Below are 17,990 nucleotides of genomic sequence, written 5' to 3'. Positions count from 1 at the left end.
AATCGGGGTCAGGTGGTGGTCTTGCTTTTGATGCGGATGCCGGCTTTGAGGGCGGGTAGAGCGGCGGGTATGGCGGCGGGGTAGAGCTGTTCGGTCTTGTCTTTGGCGAGTCTGAGCAGGGCGGCTTGCAGGTCGGCGATCTGGTGGGCGATCGCGGCGGGGTTGAGGCTGTTGCGGTAGGTGAGCAGCTCTGTTTGTTGGGCCGCTGAGAGGACTCCGGCGGCCAGCAGCCGGTCCAGGGGGGTCTGGGGCTTGTCGTAGAGCCGGCGGCGGTGACCGTCGCGGCTGCAGCCGTAGCTGATGGGTTTGATGGTGGGGGTCAGGTAGTTGAGCCGGTCGTTGACCAGGTGCCACAGCCGGTTGAGCACGGCGCGTTCTTCGTCGGTGTCGTAGCGGTAGTAGAACCCGTAGCGACGCACGAGGTGGTTGTTTTTGGACTCGATGGTGGCCTGGTCGTTCTTCTTGTAGGGTCGTGAGCGGGTGAAGAAGATCTCCATGTCCGCGGCCCACTTGATGACCGCCTTATTGAGGAATTCGGTGCCGTTGTCGAAGTCCAAACCCGTTACCTTATAGGGATTTTAGTAATTCCGGTTTTGAGGGCGCCCAGGATGTGGGGTGGGCGTTGTTGCGCACCGTGCGGGTGAACACCCAGCCGATGTGCATGTCGGTGAGGTTGACCGTGCGGGCGAACTCACCTTTCAGTGTCGGGCCGCAGTGCGCCACGGTGTCGCCTTCGAAGAACCCGGAGATTCTTCGGCCTCATCGCCTGCTTTGCAGATGGTGATCGAGGACCGCAGCAGCGGGAGGGTTTCGTCGTCGACACACCCGAGATCTGGTCGCGGGCCTTGGCGCCGCGCAGGTAGCGGTCGATCGTGGCGCTGCTCATCGCCAACAGCTCGGCACGCACCGCCGGGCCGTAACGGTCACGGCCGTCCACCAGTTCGCCGTGGCGTTCTAGGGCGTGTCTGCTTAATGTGAATGGTGTTTTGGCTGATGCTGTTTGGGTGATGCGGATGCATGCGATTTCTGATGATTTGTGGTCGCTGATCGTGGCGGTGTTGCCTGCGGGGCGGCGGCGTGGCCGGCCGTGGAACGATCATCGACGTACTCTGGAGGGCATTATCTGGCGTTACCGTACGGGATCTCCGTGGTGTGACCTGCCCGAGCACTTCGGTCCCTGGCAATCGGTGGCCGAGAGGCATCTACGCTGGTCGGTCGATGGCATCTACGCGCGGATCTTCGCGGCGATCGCCTCTGACCTCGACGCCGAGGACGCCGACCTGGGCGCACTGTTGTCGGTCGATTCGACCAGTGTGCGCGCCCACCGACACGCAGCCGGAGCGCCCGGGCGCCGCACAGGGGATCTGTCGAATTACAAGAAATATCTCGATGAGCCCGATGACCACGCCATTGGGCGTTCCCGCGGCGGGCTGACTACCAAGATCCACGCCTTGACCGACCAGCTGTGCAGTCCGGTCACCCTGGCACTGTCGGCCGGTCAAGCCGGTGATAATCCGATGCTTTGGCCATTGCTGGCCGCCCGGTGCAGCAACTCATACGCCCCGTTTCGCCTGCTGGCGGACAAGGCGTACTCCTATGACTCGACGCGGGCACAGCTGCGCCGGCTCAAGATCGCCCATACCATCCCCGAGCGCAGCGACCAGATCACCCGCCGCAAAGCCAAAGGCCGCAACAGAGGACGGCCTCCGGGGTTCTCAGGCCGAATCTACAAGCACCGCAACACCGTCGAGCGAAGCTTCAACCGGCTCAAACACTGGCGCGCGGTCGCCACCTGCTACGACAAATACGCCCTGCCCTACCTCGGCGGTGTCACCCTGGCCGCCATCATCACCTACCACCGCGTCCGCAATTAGCAGACAGGACCTAGAGCATCCAACTGAAGTGCCATGGAAGCGGCCAGGTACCGGCCGCACTGCCCGCCTGAGGCCGCCCACACCTTCTGCAACACCTTGAGCGCATCCTAGAGTACTTCGGATTGCGTTGCCGGCGAGTCCGTTTGGCGACCTGCCGACCCGCTCCCGGCGGCGCGGCCGCCGCCCTCAACCGCCGCCGGGCGTTGTCACGCGACCAGCCGGTGACCGCCACCACCTGATCCAGAATCTGCCCCTTGTCCGCCTTCGGTGCCCCCACATACGCCCTGGCGAACTTCGCGGTGATCTCGGCCCGAGACGACATCGACAGCCCACTTCCCATGCCTGCTGAGGATCGACCGTTTCGCGGGCATTTTTACGTGATGCACCGAGGGCGCTTCACGGGCATTTCTCGTGATGCTTGCCGCCCGCTTGCGCCGGTCGCCGACCCCGTCTAATGTCACCGTTCGTGCGTTTTCTCGAGCGTGCCGTAGTAGCCAGCACCCGCAGCGGGGTCTGATCCAGACCGACCCCCCGCTGTGGGTCGGAAGCTACTGCCGTCGGTCGCTCCTGCGAATCAGAGAAGACCGCCACCATGACTCTGCTCACCACTTTCGATCTGGACCTCGACCCCGAACCGATCGACGGTTCGGCGCGCAAGCCAGGCGCGCGAGCGCATTTCGCGGGAATCTTCGGCGTCGACTTGCCGCGCGGACTGCGCGAGCAGGCCGCCACGATGTCATGGGATCGCTTTGTCGCGACCTATGGTCGCACCGCCGGTCCGGTCCGGTTGGGGCACTGGGAGTGCACCGACGCGGATCGGCCATCCGGGCGGCTCGGGCCGCAGGCCCGCAGCTTCCGCGCGATGATCGCCGTCGGGGATCAGATGAGCACCTCGACTGCCGCCGCGGGCGGCCCGATGGCAGCCCTGACCGCGATGCTGCACGACCGCGCGATCATGGTCGAGACGCTGAAATTCCATCAGGTGCAATCCGGCCCACACACCGCGACGTTCATCTACGGAACCGACGGGGTGCGCTTCCAGTGGGCTATGGGCTGGTCGCAGGACCCGACTCAATCCGCGCTGCGTGCGCTGATCGCCTGCGCTAACCGGCTGCTCGACTGATGTCCGGCTCGGCTGGTGGGCGGGTGATCAGAGCGGGCGCAACACGATCGGCATCCCGTCCTTGGGGACGGGCATACCGCCGTAGTCCCAGCACGCACGGTAGTCCGGCCGGGCGAGCTCCAGGCGGTAGCGGCGCAGCAATCGGTGCAGGATCGTCTTGATCTCCAATTGACCGAACACCATGCCGAGGCATTTGTGCGCGCCGCCGCCAAACGGTGTGAACGCGTAGCGGTGCCGCTTGTGCTCGTTGCGCGGCTCGGCGAACCGATCCGGGTCGAATGTCATTGGATCCGTCCAGAATTCGGGCAGGCGATGGTTCATCCCCGGGTATGCGATGACGTTGGTGCCTTTGGGTAGGTAGTAGCCCAGCAGCTCCGTATCCCGCACGGTCTGCCGCATCGCCCATTGGACCGGGGTCACCAAGCGGATCGACTCGTTCATCACCAGATCGAGGGACTCCAGCTTTTCCAGCGCCTCGATGTCGAGTGGTCCGTCACCGAGGCGGTCCGATTCGTCCCGGCAGCGCTGCTGCCACTCCGGATGGGCGGCCAGGTGGTAGGCCATCGTCGTGGCCGTCGACGTCGACGTGTCATGGGCCGCCATCATCAAGAAGATCATGTGGTTGAGGATGTCCTGGTCGGAGAACCGGTTGCCGTCCTCGTCGGCGGTATGGCACAGCACCGTGAGTAGGTCGTTGCCCTCCTGGCCGCGCCGTTCGGTGACCCGGGCGGCGAAGTAGTTTTCCAGAAGCTGCCTTGCCCGTATCCCTCGCCACCAGGTGAACGGTGGCACGCTGGTGCGGATCACCGCGTTGCCCGCGCGGGTCGTCGTGGTGAACGCCCGGTTCACCTTGGTCACCAGCTCGTGGTCGGTGCCCGGTTCGTGGCCCATGAAGACCATGGACGCGATGTCAAGGGTCAGCTTCTTCATCGCGGGATAGAGCAGGAAGCGCGCGTCGTTGGTGGCCCACTCTTCGGCGATGGCTCGCGATGCCACCTCGTCCATGTGCTCGACGTAGCCAACCAGCCGGGACCGGACGAATGCCTCCTGCATGATCCGGCGGTGGAACATGTGTTCTTCGAAGTCCAGCAGCATCAGCCCGCGGCGAAAGAACGGCCCCATCACCGGGACCCAGCCTTGTTGCGAATAGTCCTTGTTGCGGTTGGAGTAGATGACCTGGGCGGCGTCGGGCCCCAGGGCGACGACGGCCGGCAGCACCGGCGAGTCGCCGAATACGACCGGGCCCTTGGTTCGGTACAGGAACATCAAGTAGTCGGGTCCGCCGCGCAACATCTCGATGAGGTGCCCCAGGATAGGCAATCCTGCATCACCGACAACCGGCTTGAGGTCACTGCCCGGTGGGGGATCGGCGAGCGTGGTTTCGGGAAATTGCGTCTTGAGTAGCCAGCGCTCGACCATGCCCATGCCGGGGAAATTGTTGAACGACGGGGTCAGCCGACGCTGGGCTTGGTCGAGGAGGTATGCCGGGGTACTGATAGTGGCCACTGGCGCTCCTTCGTTGTGGCAGCCGTCACTTCCACCTATCCTCAGGACGAACTTGACGGCTGTCAAGTTTCCTTTTCGTGCGGCTTGGTGCATGGTCGGAGGGTGATCGAATGGTGAACGGCCAGGCCGCCGATGAGAAGCAGCGTGGGCCGACGTTGCGACGACGAGGCGACAAGCAGCGACAGGCGATCTTGCAGGCGGTGCGCGAACTCCTCGAGGAGCGGCCGTTCGCGGAGTTGTCGGTCGCCACGATCAGTAACCGCGCCGGCGTGGCCCGCTCAGGCTTCTACTTCTATTTCGATTCCAAGTACTCGGTGCTCGCGCAGCTCATGGCGGAGGCGGTTGAGGAACTCGAAGAGCGCACGCAGTATTTTGCGCCCCGCCAGCCCGGTGAGTCGCCGCAGGAGTTCGCCAAGCGGATGGTTGGTAGTGCGGCGATCGTCTACACGCACAACGACCCGGTGATGATGGCCTGCAATGCCGCGAGACACACCGACATTGAGATTCGCGACATCCTCGATCAGCAATTCGACGTGGTGTTGCGCGAAATTGTCGGTGTCATCGATGCCGAGATGCGGGCCGGCACCGCGAACCCGATCAGTGAAGACCTGCCGACGCTGATTCGCACGCTGACGGCCACCACCGCGCTGATGTTGACCGGGGACGCGCTGTTGGTGGGTCGCGACAGTGACTTGGAGCGCAGGGTGCGGGTGCTCGAGCAGATGTGGCTCAACGCGCTCTGGGGTGGTCCGATCCGGACCTGACGGGGCGGTCGGAAGGATCCCGGTGGTCTGGGCCGAGCGGCGCGCGCCGTTACCGCCGGTATCGTCACCGCCATGGCGCAGCGGCGGTATTTCGCGGGAAAGCGGTGTCTTGTCACGGGGGCGGCCAGCGGTATCGGCCGCGCTACCGCTTTGCGGCTTGCTGAGCAGGGCGCCGAACTGTATTTGACCGATCGCGACGGTGACGGTTTGGCGCAGACCGTGTCGGCGGCCCGCGCGCTCGGTGTGCAGGTGCCCGAGCATCGTGTTCTGGATATCTCCGACTACGACGAGGTGGCCGCCTTCGCGGCCGACATCCACACCAGCCACCCCAGCATGGACGTAGTGCTCAACATCGCCGGCATTTCGGCGTGGGGGACCGTGGACCGGCTGTCACACGAACAGTGGAGCAAGATGGTCGCCGTCAATCTGATGGGTCCGATCCATGTGATCGAGACCTTCGTCCCGCCGATGGTTGCGGCTGGTCGGGGCGGGCATTTGGTCAACGTGTCCTCGGCGGCGGGGCTGGTCGCGCTGCCCTGGCACGCCGCCTATAGCGCCAGCAAGTACGGTCTGCGCGGACTGTCTGAAGTGCTGCGCTTCGACCTGGCGCGCCATCGGATCGGTGTGTCGGTCGTGGTGCCGGGTGCGGTGGACACCCCACTGGTCAATACGGTCGAAATCGCCGGCGTCGACCGCGAAGACCCGCAGGTGAACCGCTGGGTGAACCGCTTCAGCGGCCATGCCGTTTCGCCGGAAAAGGCCGCCGAGAAGATCCTGGCCGGGGTCGCCAGAAACAGGTATCTGGTCTACACCTCGGCTGATATCCGCGCGCTTTACGCGTTCAAGCGGCTCGCATGGTGGCCGTACAGCGTGGCGATGCGCCAGGTCAACGTGATCTTCACGCGCGCGCTCAAACCCAAACCGGTGGCCCTGCCGCAGCGCGAGTAACCTGTCGTCGCGCGCCTGCGTCGCAATGCTGAGCCGCTGGTCATCGGCCGCACAGCTTGCGAGCGAGGTCCTCCCATGCGTCACCGAGCGTGCGCAGGGTGTGGCCGCGATCGTTGAGCTGATGTTCGACATAGTCGACGTCGAGTAGGGCCAGCAGGGCATCGGTTTGGACATCAAGATCACCCGTGGTGTCTGCCGACTCCAAGAGCACCCGCACGTGTCTACGGTGCACCGAGGCCGCCGCGCCGTAGCGGGTCAGCGGATTGCGATTGGCTTCCGAGAGCAGCTCGTGGTGAGCGTGAACGAAGCAGATCCGCTCGCGACCGAACGCAATGAGGCGGTCCAGTGGTGCGGCGTCGGGGCCCAGCGGTGGCGGACCGAACAGGAACGCCTGCTGACTGGCGCGCTCGTCTTCGTCGAGCAGCACCATCATCAGGCCGGCGCGACTGCCGAACCGGCGAAACAGGGTGCCCTTGCCGACGCCCGCCTCGGCGGCGATGTCATCGGTGGTGACGGCTTCCGCGCCGCGCTTGGCGACCAGGCGGCGTGCCGCTTGCAGCAACAGCTCACGATTGCGCGCCGCGTCACCGCGTTCCTGGCGAGCGGATACGGGCAGCTCTCCCAGCCCCTCGACGCCGCTCACCCCAGCACTGTAGCTTGGTTGGAATAAATCGGACCATAGTCCGTTTAGATATTGCAACAATGAAGACCAACCAGTGAGGGGAACGGGCCAGTGGCACAGACAACGTCCGACATCAAAATCTTGGCGCTAGTGGGCAGCCTGCGTGTGGCGTCTATCAACCGCCAGATCGCTCAACTCGCGGCCGACGCTGCGCCCGACGGCGTCAGCGTCACGGTCTTCGAAGGCCTGGGGGACTTGCCCTTCTACAACGAAGACATCGATACGCCCGACCAGGTGCCCGCGCCGGTATCCGCGTTACGCGAGGTGGCCGCGCAGTCCGATGCCGCGCTGGTGGTCACGCCGGAATACAACGGCAGCATCCCCGCAGTCATCAAGAATGCGATCGACTGGCTGTCCCGGCCGTTCGGCGACGGTGCGTTGAAGGACAAGCCATTGGCGGTCATCGGAGGGGCCTTCGGCCGGTACGGCGGGGTATGGGCACATGACGACACCCGCAAATCATTTGGCATCGCCGGCGCTCGCGTCAGCGACGCGATCAAACTCTCGGTGCCGTTCCTGACGCTGGAGGGAAACCCGCCCGCAGACAACTCCGAGCTAACTGCGAACGTACGTGACATCATCGCCAAGCTCGCGGCCGAAGTCGGCTGACCTGGCGGTCGGTGGGATTAGCGGACTGGGCCCGCACGCCGACTCGCACCCCACCGACCGAGCCGCGCTCTAGAATCGGATTCTATTGTCCGCTAGCCATTTTACGTGCCGCGGCCAATTTGAATGATTGTGTCAGGTGACCTCTTTTGGGTGTGGCAAGATTGCTCCCAGGGGTGGTTTCTGGAAGTCGTCCAGAGGCGGCTTCGCGGATATTCACCATCCGCGCACGGCCTGTCGTAGGGTCCTCCGCAAACCACCTCCGGCTCGGCGGCTGCCGGGTTGAGACTGGAGCGATTGCGAGGAGGCGGGGGCTTGAGATGCGCGGCCAGCAAAGCGGTCAGCAACAGGTGGCCACTTGCATCACGGCTTTGGCCGCCTGCCGAGGTGGCGCGGCGGGTGACGCGCAAGAGCGCCTCAGATCGACGCAACGCGATTAGTCTGGCCATTGGGATGGTGCCCGGTCGACCACGGACCGGGTGACGAATGAATTTTGCGGTGCTGCCGCCGGAGATCAACTCGGAGCGATTATTTAGCGGCGCGGGCTCCGGGCCGGTGCTGGCTGCTGCGACCGCCTGGACCGGGTTGGCCGCCGAGTTGCGCTCGGCGGCGGCCGCGTTCTTGGCGGTGACATCGGGCCTGACGGGCGATTCGTGGCAGGGGCCGGCGGCGGCGGTGATGTCGGACGTGGCCGCTTCCTATGTCGGATGGCTGAGTGCGTCCGGGGCGCACGCCGAACAGGCGGCCGAACAGGCCAAAACCGCGGCGCACGTGTTCGAGGCCGCGCGGGCTGTGACGGTCGAGCCGGGGCTGGTGGCTGCCAACCGTGCTCAGCTCGTGTCGTTGGTCGGCTCCAACCTGTTCGGGCAAAACGCCCCGGCCATCGCAACCGCTGAAGCTCAGTATGAGCAGATGTGGGCCCAGGACGTGGTGGCGATGCTTGATTACCATGCCGGGGCCTCCTCGGTTGCCGCCGCGCTGACCCCGTTGAGCTGGCCAACCCAAACCCTGGCGGGCCTGGCGGCTCCCGCCGCGGCCCTTGGTTCGGTCGCCAGGTCGATCAGCTTCAATGTTGGCTTCACAAACGCCGGCCAGGGAAATGTAGGCGCGGCAAATATCGGCGATTTCAATCTGGGCTTGGGCAATATCGGTTCCGGCAACGTCGGTAGCGGCAATATCGGCGGCATCAATGTGGGCTCGGGCAACCGCGGCAGCTACAACATTGGTCCGGGCAACCTGGGTAACTACAACATTGGCCTGGGGAACCTGGGTGATTCCAGTGTTGGTTTCGGCAATGCGGGTGACCACAACGTGGGTGTGGCCAATGCCGGCTTCAACAATTTCGGTTTCGCCAATACGGGCAGCAACAACATCGGGATTGGGCTCAGTGGGGATGGGCAGGTCGGGTTCGGGGCGCTGAACTCGGGCACCGGAAATATCGGGTTGTTCAACTCCGGCACCGACAACATCGGGTTGTTCAATTCGGGGACGGGCAACTTCGGGCTCGGCAACTCCGGTGACTACAACACTGGCATCGGCAACGCGGGCGCCACCAACACCGGCCTGTTGAATGCGGGTCTGGTCAACACCGGTGTGGGCAACGCGGGCAACTACAACTCCGGCGGCTTCAACACGGGCAGCACCAACACCGGCAGTTTCAACCCGGGCGACTACAACACCGGCGGGCTTAACCAGGGTGACTACAACACCGGTTACCTCAACTCGGGTGACTACAACACCGGTTTTGTCAATGCCGGTGACGTCAACACGGGCGCATTCATCTCCGGAAATTACAGCAACGGATTCTTCGCCAGAGGCGATTATCAGAACTTGATCGGTTGGTCCTACTCGATCACGGTGTCCGAGTTCCCCGCATACGGCACCCTCGATATTCCCGTGTACATACCATTCACCGGCGCCATCGGACCCATCACCATACAAGAGTTCACGATTCCAAGTTTGCCCCTGGATGCGTTGGTATATATCAACGGAACCCCCATCCCGATTTTCTATGATTTTGGCCCGATCACCGTCGATGAGACCACCACCGACCCCATTGCGCTGAATTTTGTTTGGGATCAGCTCTATCACTACGAAGTGGGTCCCAGAACGTTCGGTCCCTACGAAATTCCGCTGTTCAGCTTCCCCGGCCCCGGATTCGCCAACTCGACCACCAGCCCCTCGTCGGGCTTCTTCAACTCCGGAACCGGTCCTACCTCGGGCTTCTTCAACTCCGGTGCGGGCAGCCTCTCGGGTCTGATCAACCTCGGAGCCAATAACTCCGGCTTCGCAAACACCGGTATCGGCGGCCTCGGAAACTCCGGCTTCATCAACGATGGCGCACTGCAGTCCGGCATGGCCAACGTGGGCAATACCATATCTGGCATATACAACTCGACCACGCTGGATCCGACAGAGGTGGCCAATGTTTCGGGTATTGCAAATACGGGCGTCGACCTAGCCGGCGTGTTCCGCGGGGCCAGCAGGATTCATAACTTGGGCTTCGCGAACCTTGGGTTTGCAAACCTGGGTAGCGCAAACATCGGCGACCTCAACCTGGGCGGCGCAAACTTCGGCAGTGCAAACATTGGCAGCGGAAACATCGGTTTCGGCAACGTCGGTGGCGGCAATGTGGGCAGCTTCAACCTTGGCTTCGGGAACCTGGGCGACCACAACATCGGTCCGGGCAACCTGGGTGACTACAACATCGGCCTGGGCAACCTGGGTGACTCGAATGTTGGTTTCGGCAATGCGGGTGACCACAACGTGGGTGTGGGCAATGCCGGCTTCAACAATTTCGGTTTCGCCAATACGGGCAGCAACAACATCGGGATTGGGCTCAGCGGGGATGGGCAGATCGGGTTCGGGGCGCTGAACTCGGGCACCGGCAACATCGGGTTGTTCAACTCGGGCACCGGCAACATCGGGTTGTTCAACTCGGGCACCGGCAGCTTCGGGATCGGCAACTCCGGGAACTACAACACCGGCATCGGCAACGCGGGGGCCACCAACACCGGCCTGTTCAACACGGGCCTGGTCAACACCGGTGTGGGCAACGCGGGCAACTACAACTCCGGTGGATTCAACACGGGCAGCACCAACACCGGCAGCTTCAACTCCGGTGATCACAACACCGGTTACCTCAACTCGGGCGACTACAACACCGGCCTGGCCAACAGCGGCGACGTCAACACCGGCGCGTTCATTTCCGGCAACTACAGCAACGGCTTCTTCGTCGATGGCGACCACCAAGGTCTGATCGACGGGACTCCGGGCTTCTTCAACTCGACCACCAACCCACCGTCTGGTCTGCTCAACTCGGGGGAGGGCAGCGAGTCCGGGGTGGGCAACTACGGCGTCGGCAATTCAGGCTTCCTGAACTTCGCCTCGGTTACCGGTGCGGGCAGCTCCGGCCTACTCAATGTCGGCGCACTGCAGTCGGGCATCTTGAACCTGGGCAGTACTATCTCCGGGTTCGGCAACACGGGCTCGGTGACGCCGGCCTTTGTCTCCGGGGTCGCCAACGCCGGAACCAGACTCTCCGGCTTCTTCTTCACGGGGACCGGTCCGTAGTCGCACGTAGCGCGGCCGGCGTTTGCGCCGGTGGCCCGGGCGCCAGGGGCTACGAGCGCAGCGCCGCCGGGCGGCACATCGGCGCGTTTGCTGCTGGTCGGCTCGGTGCGACTGGACCGCGCCGCTGTCGGTGGTCGGTGGTCGGTGGTACACCATTCGTGGACGACGCGGCCGGCGGGTTTGTGATCTGCGACACGCCGTGTCGACGTCCGACACAGCCTTACGACCAGGGAATTTCAAAAATGTCATTCCGAACATCTTGTACCTCTTCTCGTTGTCACCCCCTAGGTGTAGTGTTTCGAGGACCGACAGAACCCAGGTTCACCGGTTCCCAGCAGATTCACGGGATTCGAGGAACTTCCCGGGATCGGCATCGCCAGGTCGACGGACATGGCGGCCGCGCAACGGGAATTTGGGGGCTTGCCGGGCCGCTGAAACATAGCGAAGACGCACAACCCAAATCGTTGCCAGTCCCAACAGGCCAGACTCCCCGACTTCCGCAAAGGAGCGGTACACCCATGACCATCACCGTGTACACCAAGCCCGCATGCGTGCAGTGCAGCGCCACCTACAAGGCACTGGACAAGCAGGGCATCGACTACGACAAGGTCGACATCAGCCTGGATCCGGAGGCGCGCGACTACGTGATGGCGCTGGGCTACCTGCAGGCGCCCGTCGTGGTGGCCGGCGACGACCACTGGTCCGGTTTTCGGCCCGACCGCATCAAGGCGCTCGCCAAGTCGGCGCTGAGCGCATAGCGGCGCCCGGCGCACAGCGGGGCAGACGATAGCGAAGGAGGCTGTGGTGGAGCCGTGCAACCTGGTCTATTTCTCCAGCGTCTCGGAGAACACCCACCGCTTCGTGCAGAAGCTAGGTCTTCCCGCCATGCGGATACCCCTGCACGGCCGTATCGAGGTCGACGAGCCGTACGTGCTGATACTGCCCACCTACGGGGGCGGCCGGGCTAACCCGGACCTCGATCTGGGCTCCAACGCCGGCGGCTATGTCCCCAAACAGGTCATCGCCTTTTTGAACAACGAACACAACCGATCGTTGATCCGGGGCGTGATCGCCGCCGGCAACAACAACTTCGGTGCCGAATTCGCCTATGCGGGCAACGTGGTGTCCCGCAAATGCGGTGTTCCGTATCTCTACCGCTTCGAACTGATGGGTACCGCGGACGACGTCGCCGCCGTCCGCGCGGGACTTGCCGATTTCTGGAAGGAACAGACGTGTCACCAACCGTCACTGCAGAGCCTGTAACCACCAGCGCGCACGCGCTGCCCGGGGAAACGGACTACCACGCGCTCAACGCGATGCTGAATCTGTACGACGCGGACGGCAAGATTCAGTTCGACAGGGACGTTCTTGCCGCGCGTCAGTTTTTCCTGCAGCACGTCAACCAGAACACGGTCTTCTTCCACAACCAGGACGAGAAGCTCGACTATCTGATCCGCGAGAACTACTACGAGCGTGAGGTGCTCGATCAGTACTCGCGCAACTTCGTCAAGACGCTGCTCGATCGCGCCTACGCAAAGAAGTTCCGGTTCCCGACGTTCTTGGGGGCGTTCAAGTACTACACCTCCTACACGTTGAAGACCTTCGACGGCAAGCGTTACCTGGAACGCTTCGAGGACCGCGTGGTCATGGTGGCGCTGACGCTGGCCTCCGGTGATGCGACGTTGGCCGAGAAGCTCGTCGACGAAATCATCGACGGTCGGTTCCAGCCGGCGACGCCGACCTTTTTGAACTCCGGAAAGAAGCAGCGCGGCGAGCCGGTGAGCTGCTTTCTGCTGCGCATCGAGGACAACATGGAGTCGATCGGACGATCGATCAACTCCGCGTTGCAGCTATCCAAGCGGGGTGGGGGAGTAGCGCTGCTGCTGACCAACATTCGCGAGCATGGTGCGCCGATCAAAAACATCGAGAATCAGTCGTCGGGCGTCATCCCGATCATGAAGCTGCTCGAGGACTCGTTCTCCTACGCCAACCAGCTGGGGGCGCGTCAGGGTGCCGGCGCGGTGTACCTGCACGCGCACCATCCCGACATCTACCGCTTCCTGGACACCAAGCGCGAGAACGCCGACGAGAAGATCCGGATCAAGACCCTGAGCCTGGGGGTGGTGATCCCGGACATCACCTTCGAGTTGGCCAAGCGCAACGACGACATGTACCTCTTCTCGCCCTACGACGTCGAACGCGTCTACGGTGTGCCGTTCGCCGACATCTCGGTGACCGAGAAGTACTACGAGATGGTCGACGACTCGCGCATCCGCAAGACCAAGATCAAAGCGCGAGAGTTCTTTCAGACGCTGGCCGAGCTGCAGTTCGAGTCCGGCTACCCCTACATCATGTTCGAAGACACGGTGAACCGGGCCAACCCCATTGAGGGCAAGATCACCCACAGCAACTTGTGCTCGGAGATCCTGCAGGTGTCCACGCTGTCGTTGTTCAACGACGACTTGTCGTATGCCAAGGTGGGCAAGGACATTTCCTGCAACCTGGGCTCATTGAACATCGCCAGGACCATGGATTCCCCGGACTTCGCCCAGACCATCGAGGTGGCGATCCGGGCGCTGACGGCGGTCAGCGACCAGACGCACATCACCTCGGTGCCCTCAATCGAGCAGGGGAACAACGACTCCCACGCCATCGGTCTGGGACAGATGAACCTGCACGGCTACCTGGCCCGCGAACACATCTTCTACGGCTCCGAAGAAGGCGTTGACTTCACCAACATCTACTTCTATGCGGTGCTCTACCACGCGCTGCGGGCGTCCAACCGAATCGCGGTCGAACGCGGCACGCGCTTCAAGGGTTTCGACCAATCCAAGTACGCATCGGGGGAGTTCTTCGACAAGTACACCGAACGGGTTTGGGAGCCGAAAACCGAGAAGGTGCGCCAGCTCTTCGCCGACGCGGGCATCCGCATTCCCAACCAGGACGACTGGCAGCGGTTGAAGGAGTCCGTGCAAGCTCACGGCATCTACAACCAGAACCTGCAAGCGGTGCCGCCGACCGGGTCGATTTCCTACATCAACCACTCGACCTCGTCGATCCACCCCATCGTCTCGAAGGTCGAGATCCGCAAAGAAGGCAAGATCGGTCGCGTCTACTACCCGGCGCCCTACATGACCAACGAGAACCTGGACTACTACCAGGATGCCTACGAAATCGGCTACGAGAAGATCATCGACACCTATGCGGCCGCCACTGAGCATGTGGACCAAGGGCTTTCGTTGACGTTGTTCTTCAAGGACACCGCCACCACCCGCGACGTCAACAAGGCGCAGATTTACGCCTGGCGCAAAGGGATCAAAACCCTGTACTACATCAGGCTGCGGCAGATGGCGCTGGAGGGAACCGAGGTCGCCGGCTGCGTGTCCTGCATGCTCTAGGCCCGCAGAAGGTAAGTCGACCGCGGGTTCGAGGCGTCTCGAGCCGCCCTGGCAGCATGTCATGTCTGCCCAGGTTAGCAACTGCTACACGGTAAGGTATTTGACGTGCGGAGAATAAGCCGACCCGACCCCAATGCAGACGCGGGGGTGAAAGTCGACGCACGCAGCGAACGATGGCGCGAGCATCGCAAGAAGGTCCGCAACGAGATCGTCGAAGCGGCCTTTCGCGCCATCGACCGCTTGGGGCCCGAACTCAGTGTCCGCGAAATCGCTGAGGAAGCCGGCACCGCCAAGCCCAAGATCTACCGGCACTTCACCGACAAGTCCGATCTCTTCGTCGCGATCGGGGAGCGTCTGCGCGACATGTTGTGGACGTCGATCTTCCCGTCGATCAACCTGGCCACCGACTCGGCCCGCGAGGTGATCCGGCGCAGCGTCGAAGAGTACGTCAGCCTGGTCGACAAACATCCCAACGTGCTGCGCGTGTTCATCCAGGGTCGCTTCGCGACCCAATCCGAGGTGACGGTGCGGACCCTCAACGAAGGCCGAGAGATCACGCTGACCTTCACGGAGATGTTCGACAACGAGCTGCGCGAGATGGAGCTGAACCGTGCGGCCTTCGAACTCGCCGCCTTCGCCGCCTTCGGGTCGGCGGCGTCGGCCACCGAATGGTGGTTGGGGCCGGAACCGGACAGTCCGCGGCGCATGCCGCACGATCAGTTCGTCGCGCATCTGACCACGATCATGATGGGCGTCATCGTGGGCACCGCGGAAGCGCTCGGCATTGCGATGGACCCCGACAAGCCGATTCACGACGCGGTACCTGCGCCGACTGCCGACCGCCGTTGACATCGTTGCGGCTATCGATAACACTCATGTTATCCGATACCGGGGGTACCGGGTATTCGCGTTCAGGTGGACGCCTATCGTCGTAACTGCGCGTACTCACACAACAGGAAAGACCGCCATGACCGATGTCGTGATCCCCAGCACAGAAACAACAGCATCCGGGGAACCGCAGGCGCCCACACCGCCAGTCAAGACCCGCGCGGTCATCATCGGCACCGGGTTCTCCGGTCTCGGCATGGCTATCGCGCTCCAACAACAAGGCGTTGACTTCGTCATCTTGGAGAAATCCGATGACGTGGGTGGAACCTGGCGTGACAACAGCTATCCAGGTTGTGCCTGCGATATCCCTTCACACCTGTACTCGTTCTCGTTCGAGCCCAAGCCGGACTGGCGCAACCCGTTCTCCTATCAACCCGAGATCTGGGACTACCTCAAAGGGGTTACCGAGAAATACGGGCTGCGCCGCTACATCGAGTTCAACTCCCTGGTCGACCGCGCCTATTGGGATGACGAAGAGTGCCGTTGGCATGTGTTCACCAGCGATGGGCGCGAATATGTCGCCCAGTTCCTCATCTCGGGGGCCGGTGCGCTGCACATTCCCTCCTTGCCCGAGATCGAGGGCCGCGACGAATTCGCGGGACCGGCGTTCCATTCGGCCGAGTGGGACCACAGCGTGGATCTGACCGGCAAGCGGGTGGCGATCATCGGCACCGGCGCCAGCGCGATCCAGATCGTCCCCGAGATCGTCGAGCAGGTCGGCGAACTGCAGCTCTACCAGCGCACCCCGCCGTGGGTGGTACCGCGTTCCAATCCGGAGATTCCGCCGGCGCTGCGCCGGGCCATGGAGAACGTTCCAGGGCTTCGCGCACTGGCGCGCCTGGGGATCTACTGGGCGCAGGAGGCGTTGGCCTTCGGCATGACCAAGCGGCCGAATGTGCTCAAAGTCGGTGAGGCCTATGCCAAGTACAACATCCGCCGGTCGGTGAAGGATCGTGAGCTGCGCCGCAAACTCACCCCGCATTACCGCATCGGCTGCAAGCGAATCCTGAACTCGTCGAGCTACTACCCGGCCGTTGCGAACCCGAAGACGCGCCTGATCACCGACCGCATCGCGCGAATCACCCGCAATGGCATCGTGACCGCCGACGGTGTCGAACATCAGGCCGACGTGATCGTGTACGCCACCGGGTTTCACGTCACCGACTCCTACACCTACGTTCAGATCAAGGGGCAGCACGGCGAGGACCTGGTCGACCGGTGGAACCGGGAGGGCATCGGCGCTCACCGCGGCATCGCCGTCGCCGATGTCCCCAACCTGTTTTTCCTGCTCGGCCCGAACACCGGATTGGGGCACAATTCGGTGGTCTTCATGATCGAGTCGCAGATCCACTACGTCGCCGATGCGATCGCCAAGTGTGACAAGCGGGGTGCCCAAGCGCTGGCTCCCACTCGGGCTGCGCAGGATCGTTTCAACGAGGAGCTGCAACGCAGGCTGGCGGGCTCGGTGTGGAACAGCGGCGGATGCAGCAGCTGGTACCTCGATGAGCACGGGCGCAACACCGTGCTCTGGTGTGGCTACACCTGGCAGTACTGGCTGGCCACTCGGTCGGTCAAACCCGAGGAGTATCAGTTCTTCAAGGCCGGCGCCAAGAGCTCGGTCAACGGCTGAGTAGTTGGGCGAAGGCCCGTGCGGCCGCGTCCACGCCGGCATCGTCGTCGGTGGCAACGAGGTCGAGCAACAGGCCACGGATGACTGCCAGCCTGAGTCGCACCAGCGCGGGATCGGCCGACCCCTCGGTGACGGCGTTGGCCTCGGCCAGCCAGCCGTAGACCGCGCGGGGAACCATCTGAGCGAATCGCTTTTCGCCCTGCGCGGCGCGGGTGTAGCACTCGAAGAACAGACGCTCGAGCTGGCGCAGCTCGGGCCGACGCACGTCGGCCCACATCGCGGTGAAACTTTCCGCCGGGCTGGTCGGCAACTCGGGCAACAGACTCATCTGTCGACGCTCGACCTCTTCGACCACGGCCACCAGCAGATTGTCTCGAGATCCAAAGTGGTGCAGCAGCATTCGATGGCTTGTGCCGACCGCCGCCGCAACGTCGCGCAGCGATCGGTCGCCGACCCCGTGCGCGGCGAAGTCCTCGACCAGAGCGTCCAGTAGCTGTCTGCGCCGCTGAAGGTCAGGCGTGCGCGCCACGGGCACGCCCGAGTTGCTCGGCTCTGCTCTTCAGGCCGCTGGCCTCCATGTCGAGGTAGCGCTTGGTCATGCTAGTCATCAGCCGGCCGACCAGGGAGCCGAATGCGCCGCGCTGGTCGATTTGCTGGCGCACCAGCGTCCGGCCGCCGGGCAGGGGGGTTACGTCGTGGCGCGCGTAGGCCAGGGCACCGGGGCCGCGCTGTTCCCATGTCCACGAGACGCCCGGATCGATCTCGGTGACCTTCCAGACGAGCTTGGTCATCCGCGGTTGCTTGATCGCGAACCGTTTGCCCACGGCGAGGCCCGGTCCATCCAGTGCGGCCAGCCAGGTCACCGAGGCGGTCCATTCGGGCCAGCGTTCAACATCGCTGAAGACCGCCCAGACGGTTTCTGGTGGCGCATCGATCTCGACACTGTGCTCGGTAATCATGTACCAAACGGTACATGATTGATCGGCTTCTGGATAGGC

General features: G+C 63.3%; 19 protein-coding genes. 11 read left to right on the top strand and 8 right to left on the bottom strand.

Annotation, left to right across the window (positions count from 1 at the left end; translation table 11 throughout):
• Positions 1 to 8 precede the first annotated feature (8 nt).
• From G6N41_RS25175 to G6N41_RS25165, 3 genes are read right to left on the bottom strand one after another with little or no spacing between them, the layout of a single operon-like run.
• Positions 9 to 557 carry a hypothetical protein gene (locus tag G6N41_RS25175; RefSeq protein ID WP_231608575.1) on the bottom strand — a complete coding sequence of 183 codons (549 nt, stop codon included), beginning with the start codon at positions 555 to 557 and terminating at the stop codon, positions 9 to 11.
• Between the two features lie 10 nt (positions 558 to 567).
• Complete coding sequence (locus G6N41_RS25170) at positions 568 to 723, bottom strand: hypothetical protein (protein ID WP_198965232.1); 156 nt, start codon at positions 721 to 723, stop codon at positions 568 to 570.
• On the bottom strand, positions 692 to 937 hold the full coding sequence (locus G6N41_RS25165; RefSeq protein ID WP_198965727.1) for a hypothetical protein: 246 nt from the start codon (positions 935 to 937) through the stop codon (positions 692 to 694). Before G6N41_RS25165 ends, G6N41_RS25170 begins: the two co-directional genes overlap by 32 nt.
• Positions 938 to 1,004: 67 nt before the next feature.
• Between G6N41_RS25165 and G6N41_RS25160 the strand changes: the two genes are divergently transcribed.
• Positions 1,005 to 1,874 carry an IS5 family transposase gene (locus G6N41_RS25160; protein WP_198968018.1) on the top strand — a complete coding sequence of 290 codons (870 nt, stop codon included), beginning with the start codon at positions 1,005 to 1,007 and terminating at the stop codon, positions 1,872 to 1,874.
• Between the two features lie 10 nt (positions 1,875 to 1,884).
• Here the strand turns inward: G6N41_RS25160 and G6N41_RS25155 are convergent, their stop codons facing one another.
• Complete coding sequence (locus G6N41_RS25155; RefSeq protein WP_198968063.1) at positions 1,885 to 2,196, bottom strand: hypothetical protein; 312 nt, start codon at positions 2,194 to 2,196, stop codon at positions 1,885 to 1,887.
• 270 nt (positions 2,197 to 2,466) lie between these two features.
• On the opposite strand from G6N41_RS25155, the gene G6N41_RS25150 reads away from it, so the two are divergent.
• Positions 2,467 to 2,997: a 2-isopropylmalate synthase gene (locus tag G6N41_RS25150; RefSeq protein ID WP_020728117.1), complete on the top strand. Its 531-nt coding sequence runs from the start codon at positions 2,467 to 2,469 to the stop codon at positions 2,995 to 2,997.
• A gap of 27 nt (positions 2,998 to 3,024) precedes the next feature.
• Here G6N41_RS25150 and G6N41_RS25145 read toward each other — a convergent pair whose 3' ends face one another.
• Entirely contained in the window at positions 3,025 to 4,503 is a 1,479-nt protein-coding gene (locus tag G6N41_RS25145) for a cytochrome P450 (RefSeq protein ID WP_198965997.1), read from the bottom strand.
• A gap of 113 nt (positions 4,504 to 4,616) precedes the next feature.
• Between G6N41_RS25145 and G6N41_RS25140 the strand changes: the two genes are divergently transcribed.
• Together G6N41_RS25140 and G6N41_RS25135 are read left to right on the top strand one after the other, a co-directional pair.
• Complete coding sequence (locus G6N41_RS25140; protein ID WP_085979879.1) at positions 4,617 to 5,267, top strand: TetR/AcrR family transcriptional regulator; 651 nt, start codon at positions 4,617 to 4,619, stop codon at positions 5,265 to 5,267.
• Between the two features lie 72 nt (positions 5,268 to 5,339).
• The gene (locus G6N41_RS25135) at positions 5,340 to 6,215 is read left to right on the top strand and encodes an SDR family oxidoreductase (protein WP_198965996.1); all 876 of its coding nucleotides are present in this window, start codon (positions 5,340 to 5,342) and stop codon (positions 6,213 to 6,215) included.
• A gap of 40 nt (positions 6,216 to 6,255) precedes the next feature.
• Here the strand turns inward: G6N41_RS25135 and G6N41_RS25130 are convergent, their stop codons facing one another.
• Positions 6,256 to 6,858, bottom strand: a complete 603-nt coding sequence (locus tag G6N41_RS25130) for a TetR/AcrR family transcriptional regulator (RefSeq protein WP_020728120.1) — start codon at positions 6,856 to 6,858, stop codon at positions 6,256 to 6,258.
• Between the two features lie 90 nt (positions 6,859 to 6,948).
• Between G6N41_RS25130 and G6N41_RS25125 the strand changes: the two genes are divergently transcribed.
• The 7 genes from G6N41_RS25125 (at position 6,949) to G6N41_RS25095 (ending at position 16,992) form a co-directional block, all read left to right on the top strand.
• Positions 6,949 to 7,506 (top strand): NAD(P)H-dependent oxidoreductase, encoded by a 558-nt coding sequence (locus tag G6N41_RS25125; protein WP_198965995.1) that lies wholly within the window; start codon positions 6,949 to 6,951, stop codon positions 7,504 to 7,506.
• Positions 7,507 to 7,989: 483 nt separating this feature from the next.
• The gene (locus tag G6N41_RS25120; RefSeq protein ID WP_198965994.1) at positions 7,990 to 11,076 is read left to right on the top strand and encodes a PPE family protein; all 3,087 of its coding nucleotides are present in this window, start codon (positions 7,990 to 7,992) and stop codon (positions 11,074 to 11,076) included.
• Between the two features lie 518 nt (positions 11,077 to 11,594).
• Complete coding sequence (locus tag G6N41_RS25115; RefSeq protein ID WP_012393468.1) at positions 11,595 to 11,834, top strand: redoxin NrdH; 240 nt, start codon at positions 11,595 to 11,597, stop codon at positions 11,832 to 11,834.
• A gap of 46 nt (positions 11,835 to 11,880) precedes the next feature.
• Complete coding sequence (gene nrdI / locus G6N41_RS25110; protein ID WP_198965993.1) at positions 11,881 to 12,339, top strand: class Ib ribonucleoside-diphosphate reductase assembly flavoprotein NrdI; 459 nt, start codon at positions 11,881 to 11,883, stop codon at positions 12,337 to 12,339.
• The gene (gene nrdE, locus G6N41_RS25105; protein WP_231608702.1) at positions 12,309 to 14,474 is read left to right on the top strand and encodes a class 1b ribonucleoside-diphosphate reductase subunit alpha; all 2,166 of its coding nucleotides are present in this window, start codon (positions 12,309 to 12,311) and stop codon (positions 14,472 to 14,474) included. Before nrdI ends, nrdE begins: the two co-directional genes overlap by 31 nt.
• 105 nt (positions 14,475 to 14,579) lie before the next feature.
• A complete protein-coding gene (locus tag G6N41_RS25100; RefSeq protein WP_198965992.1) occupies positions 14,580 to 15,323 on the top strand; it encodes a TetR/AcrR family transcriptional regulator in 744 nt (247 codons plus the stop codon).
• A 118-nt stretch (positions 15,324 to 15,441) separates the two neighbouring features.
• Positions 15,442 to 16,992 carry a flavin-containing monooxygenase gene (locus tag G6N41_RS25095; RefSeq protein WP_020728125.1) on the top strand — a complete coding sequence of 517 codons (1,551 nt, stop codon included), beginning with the start codon at positions 15,442 to 15,444 and terminating at the stop codon, positions 16,990 to 16,992.
• Here the strand turns inward: G6N41_RS25095 and G6N41_RS25090 are convergent.
• Positions 16,982 to 17,521 (bottom strand): TetR/AcrR family transcriptional regulator, encoded by a 540-nt coding sequence (locus tag G6N41_RS25090; protein ID WP_198965991.1) that lies wholly within the window; start codon positions 17,519 to 17,521, stop codon positions 16,982 to 16,984. The genes G6N41_RS25095 and G6N41_RS25090 overlap by 11 nt on opposite strands.
• The gene (locus G6N41_RS25085; protein ID WP_198965990.1) at positions 17,505 to 17,951 is read right to left on the bottom strand and encodes an SRPBCC family protein; all 447 of its coding nucleotides are present in this window, start codon (positions 17,949 to 17,951) and stop codon (positions 17,505 to 17,507) included. Before G6N41_RS25085 ends, G6N41_RS25090 begins: the two co-directional genes overlap by 17 nt.
• Positions 17,952 to 17,990: the final 39 nt, after the last annotated feature.

Source organism: Mycobacterium shottsii, from assembly GCF_010728525.1.
Lineage (GTDB): Bacteria > Actinomycetota > Actinomycetes > Mycobacteriales > Mycobacteriaceae > Mycobacterium > Mycobacterium marinum.
Note: the sequence above shows the minus strand (reverse complement) of the source record. Positions and strands in the feature narration are given on the sequence as shown.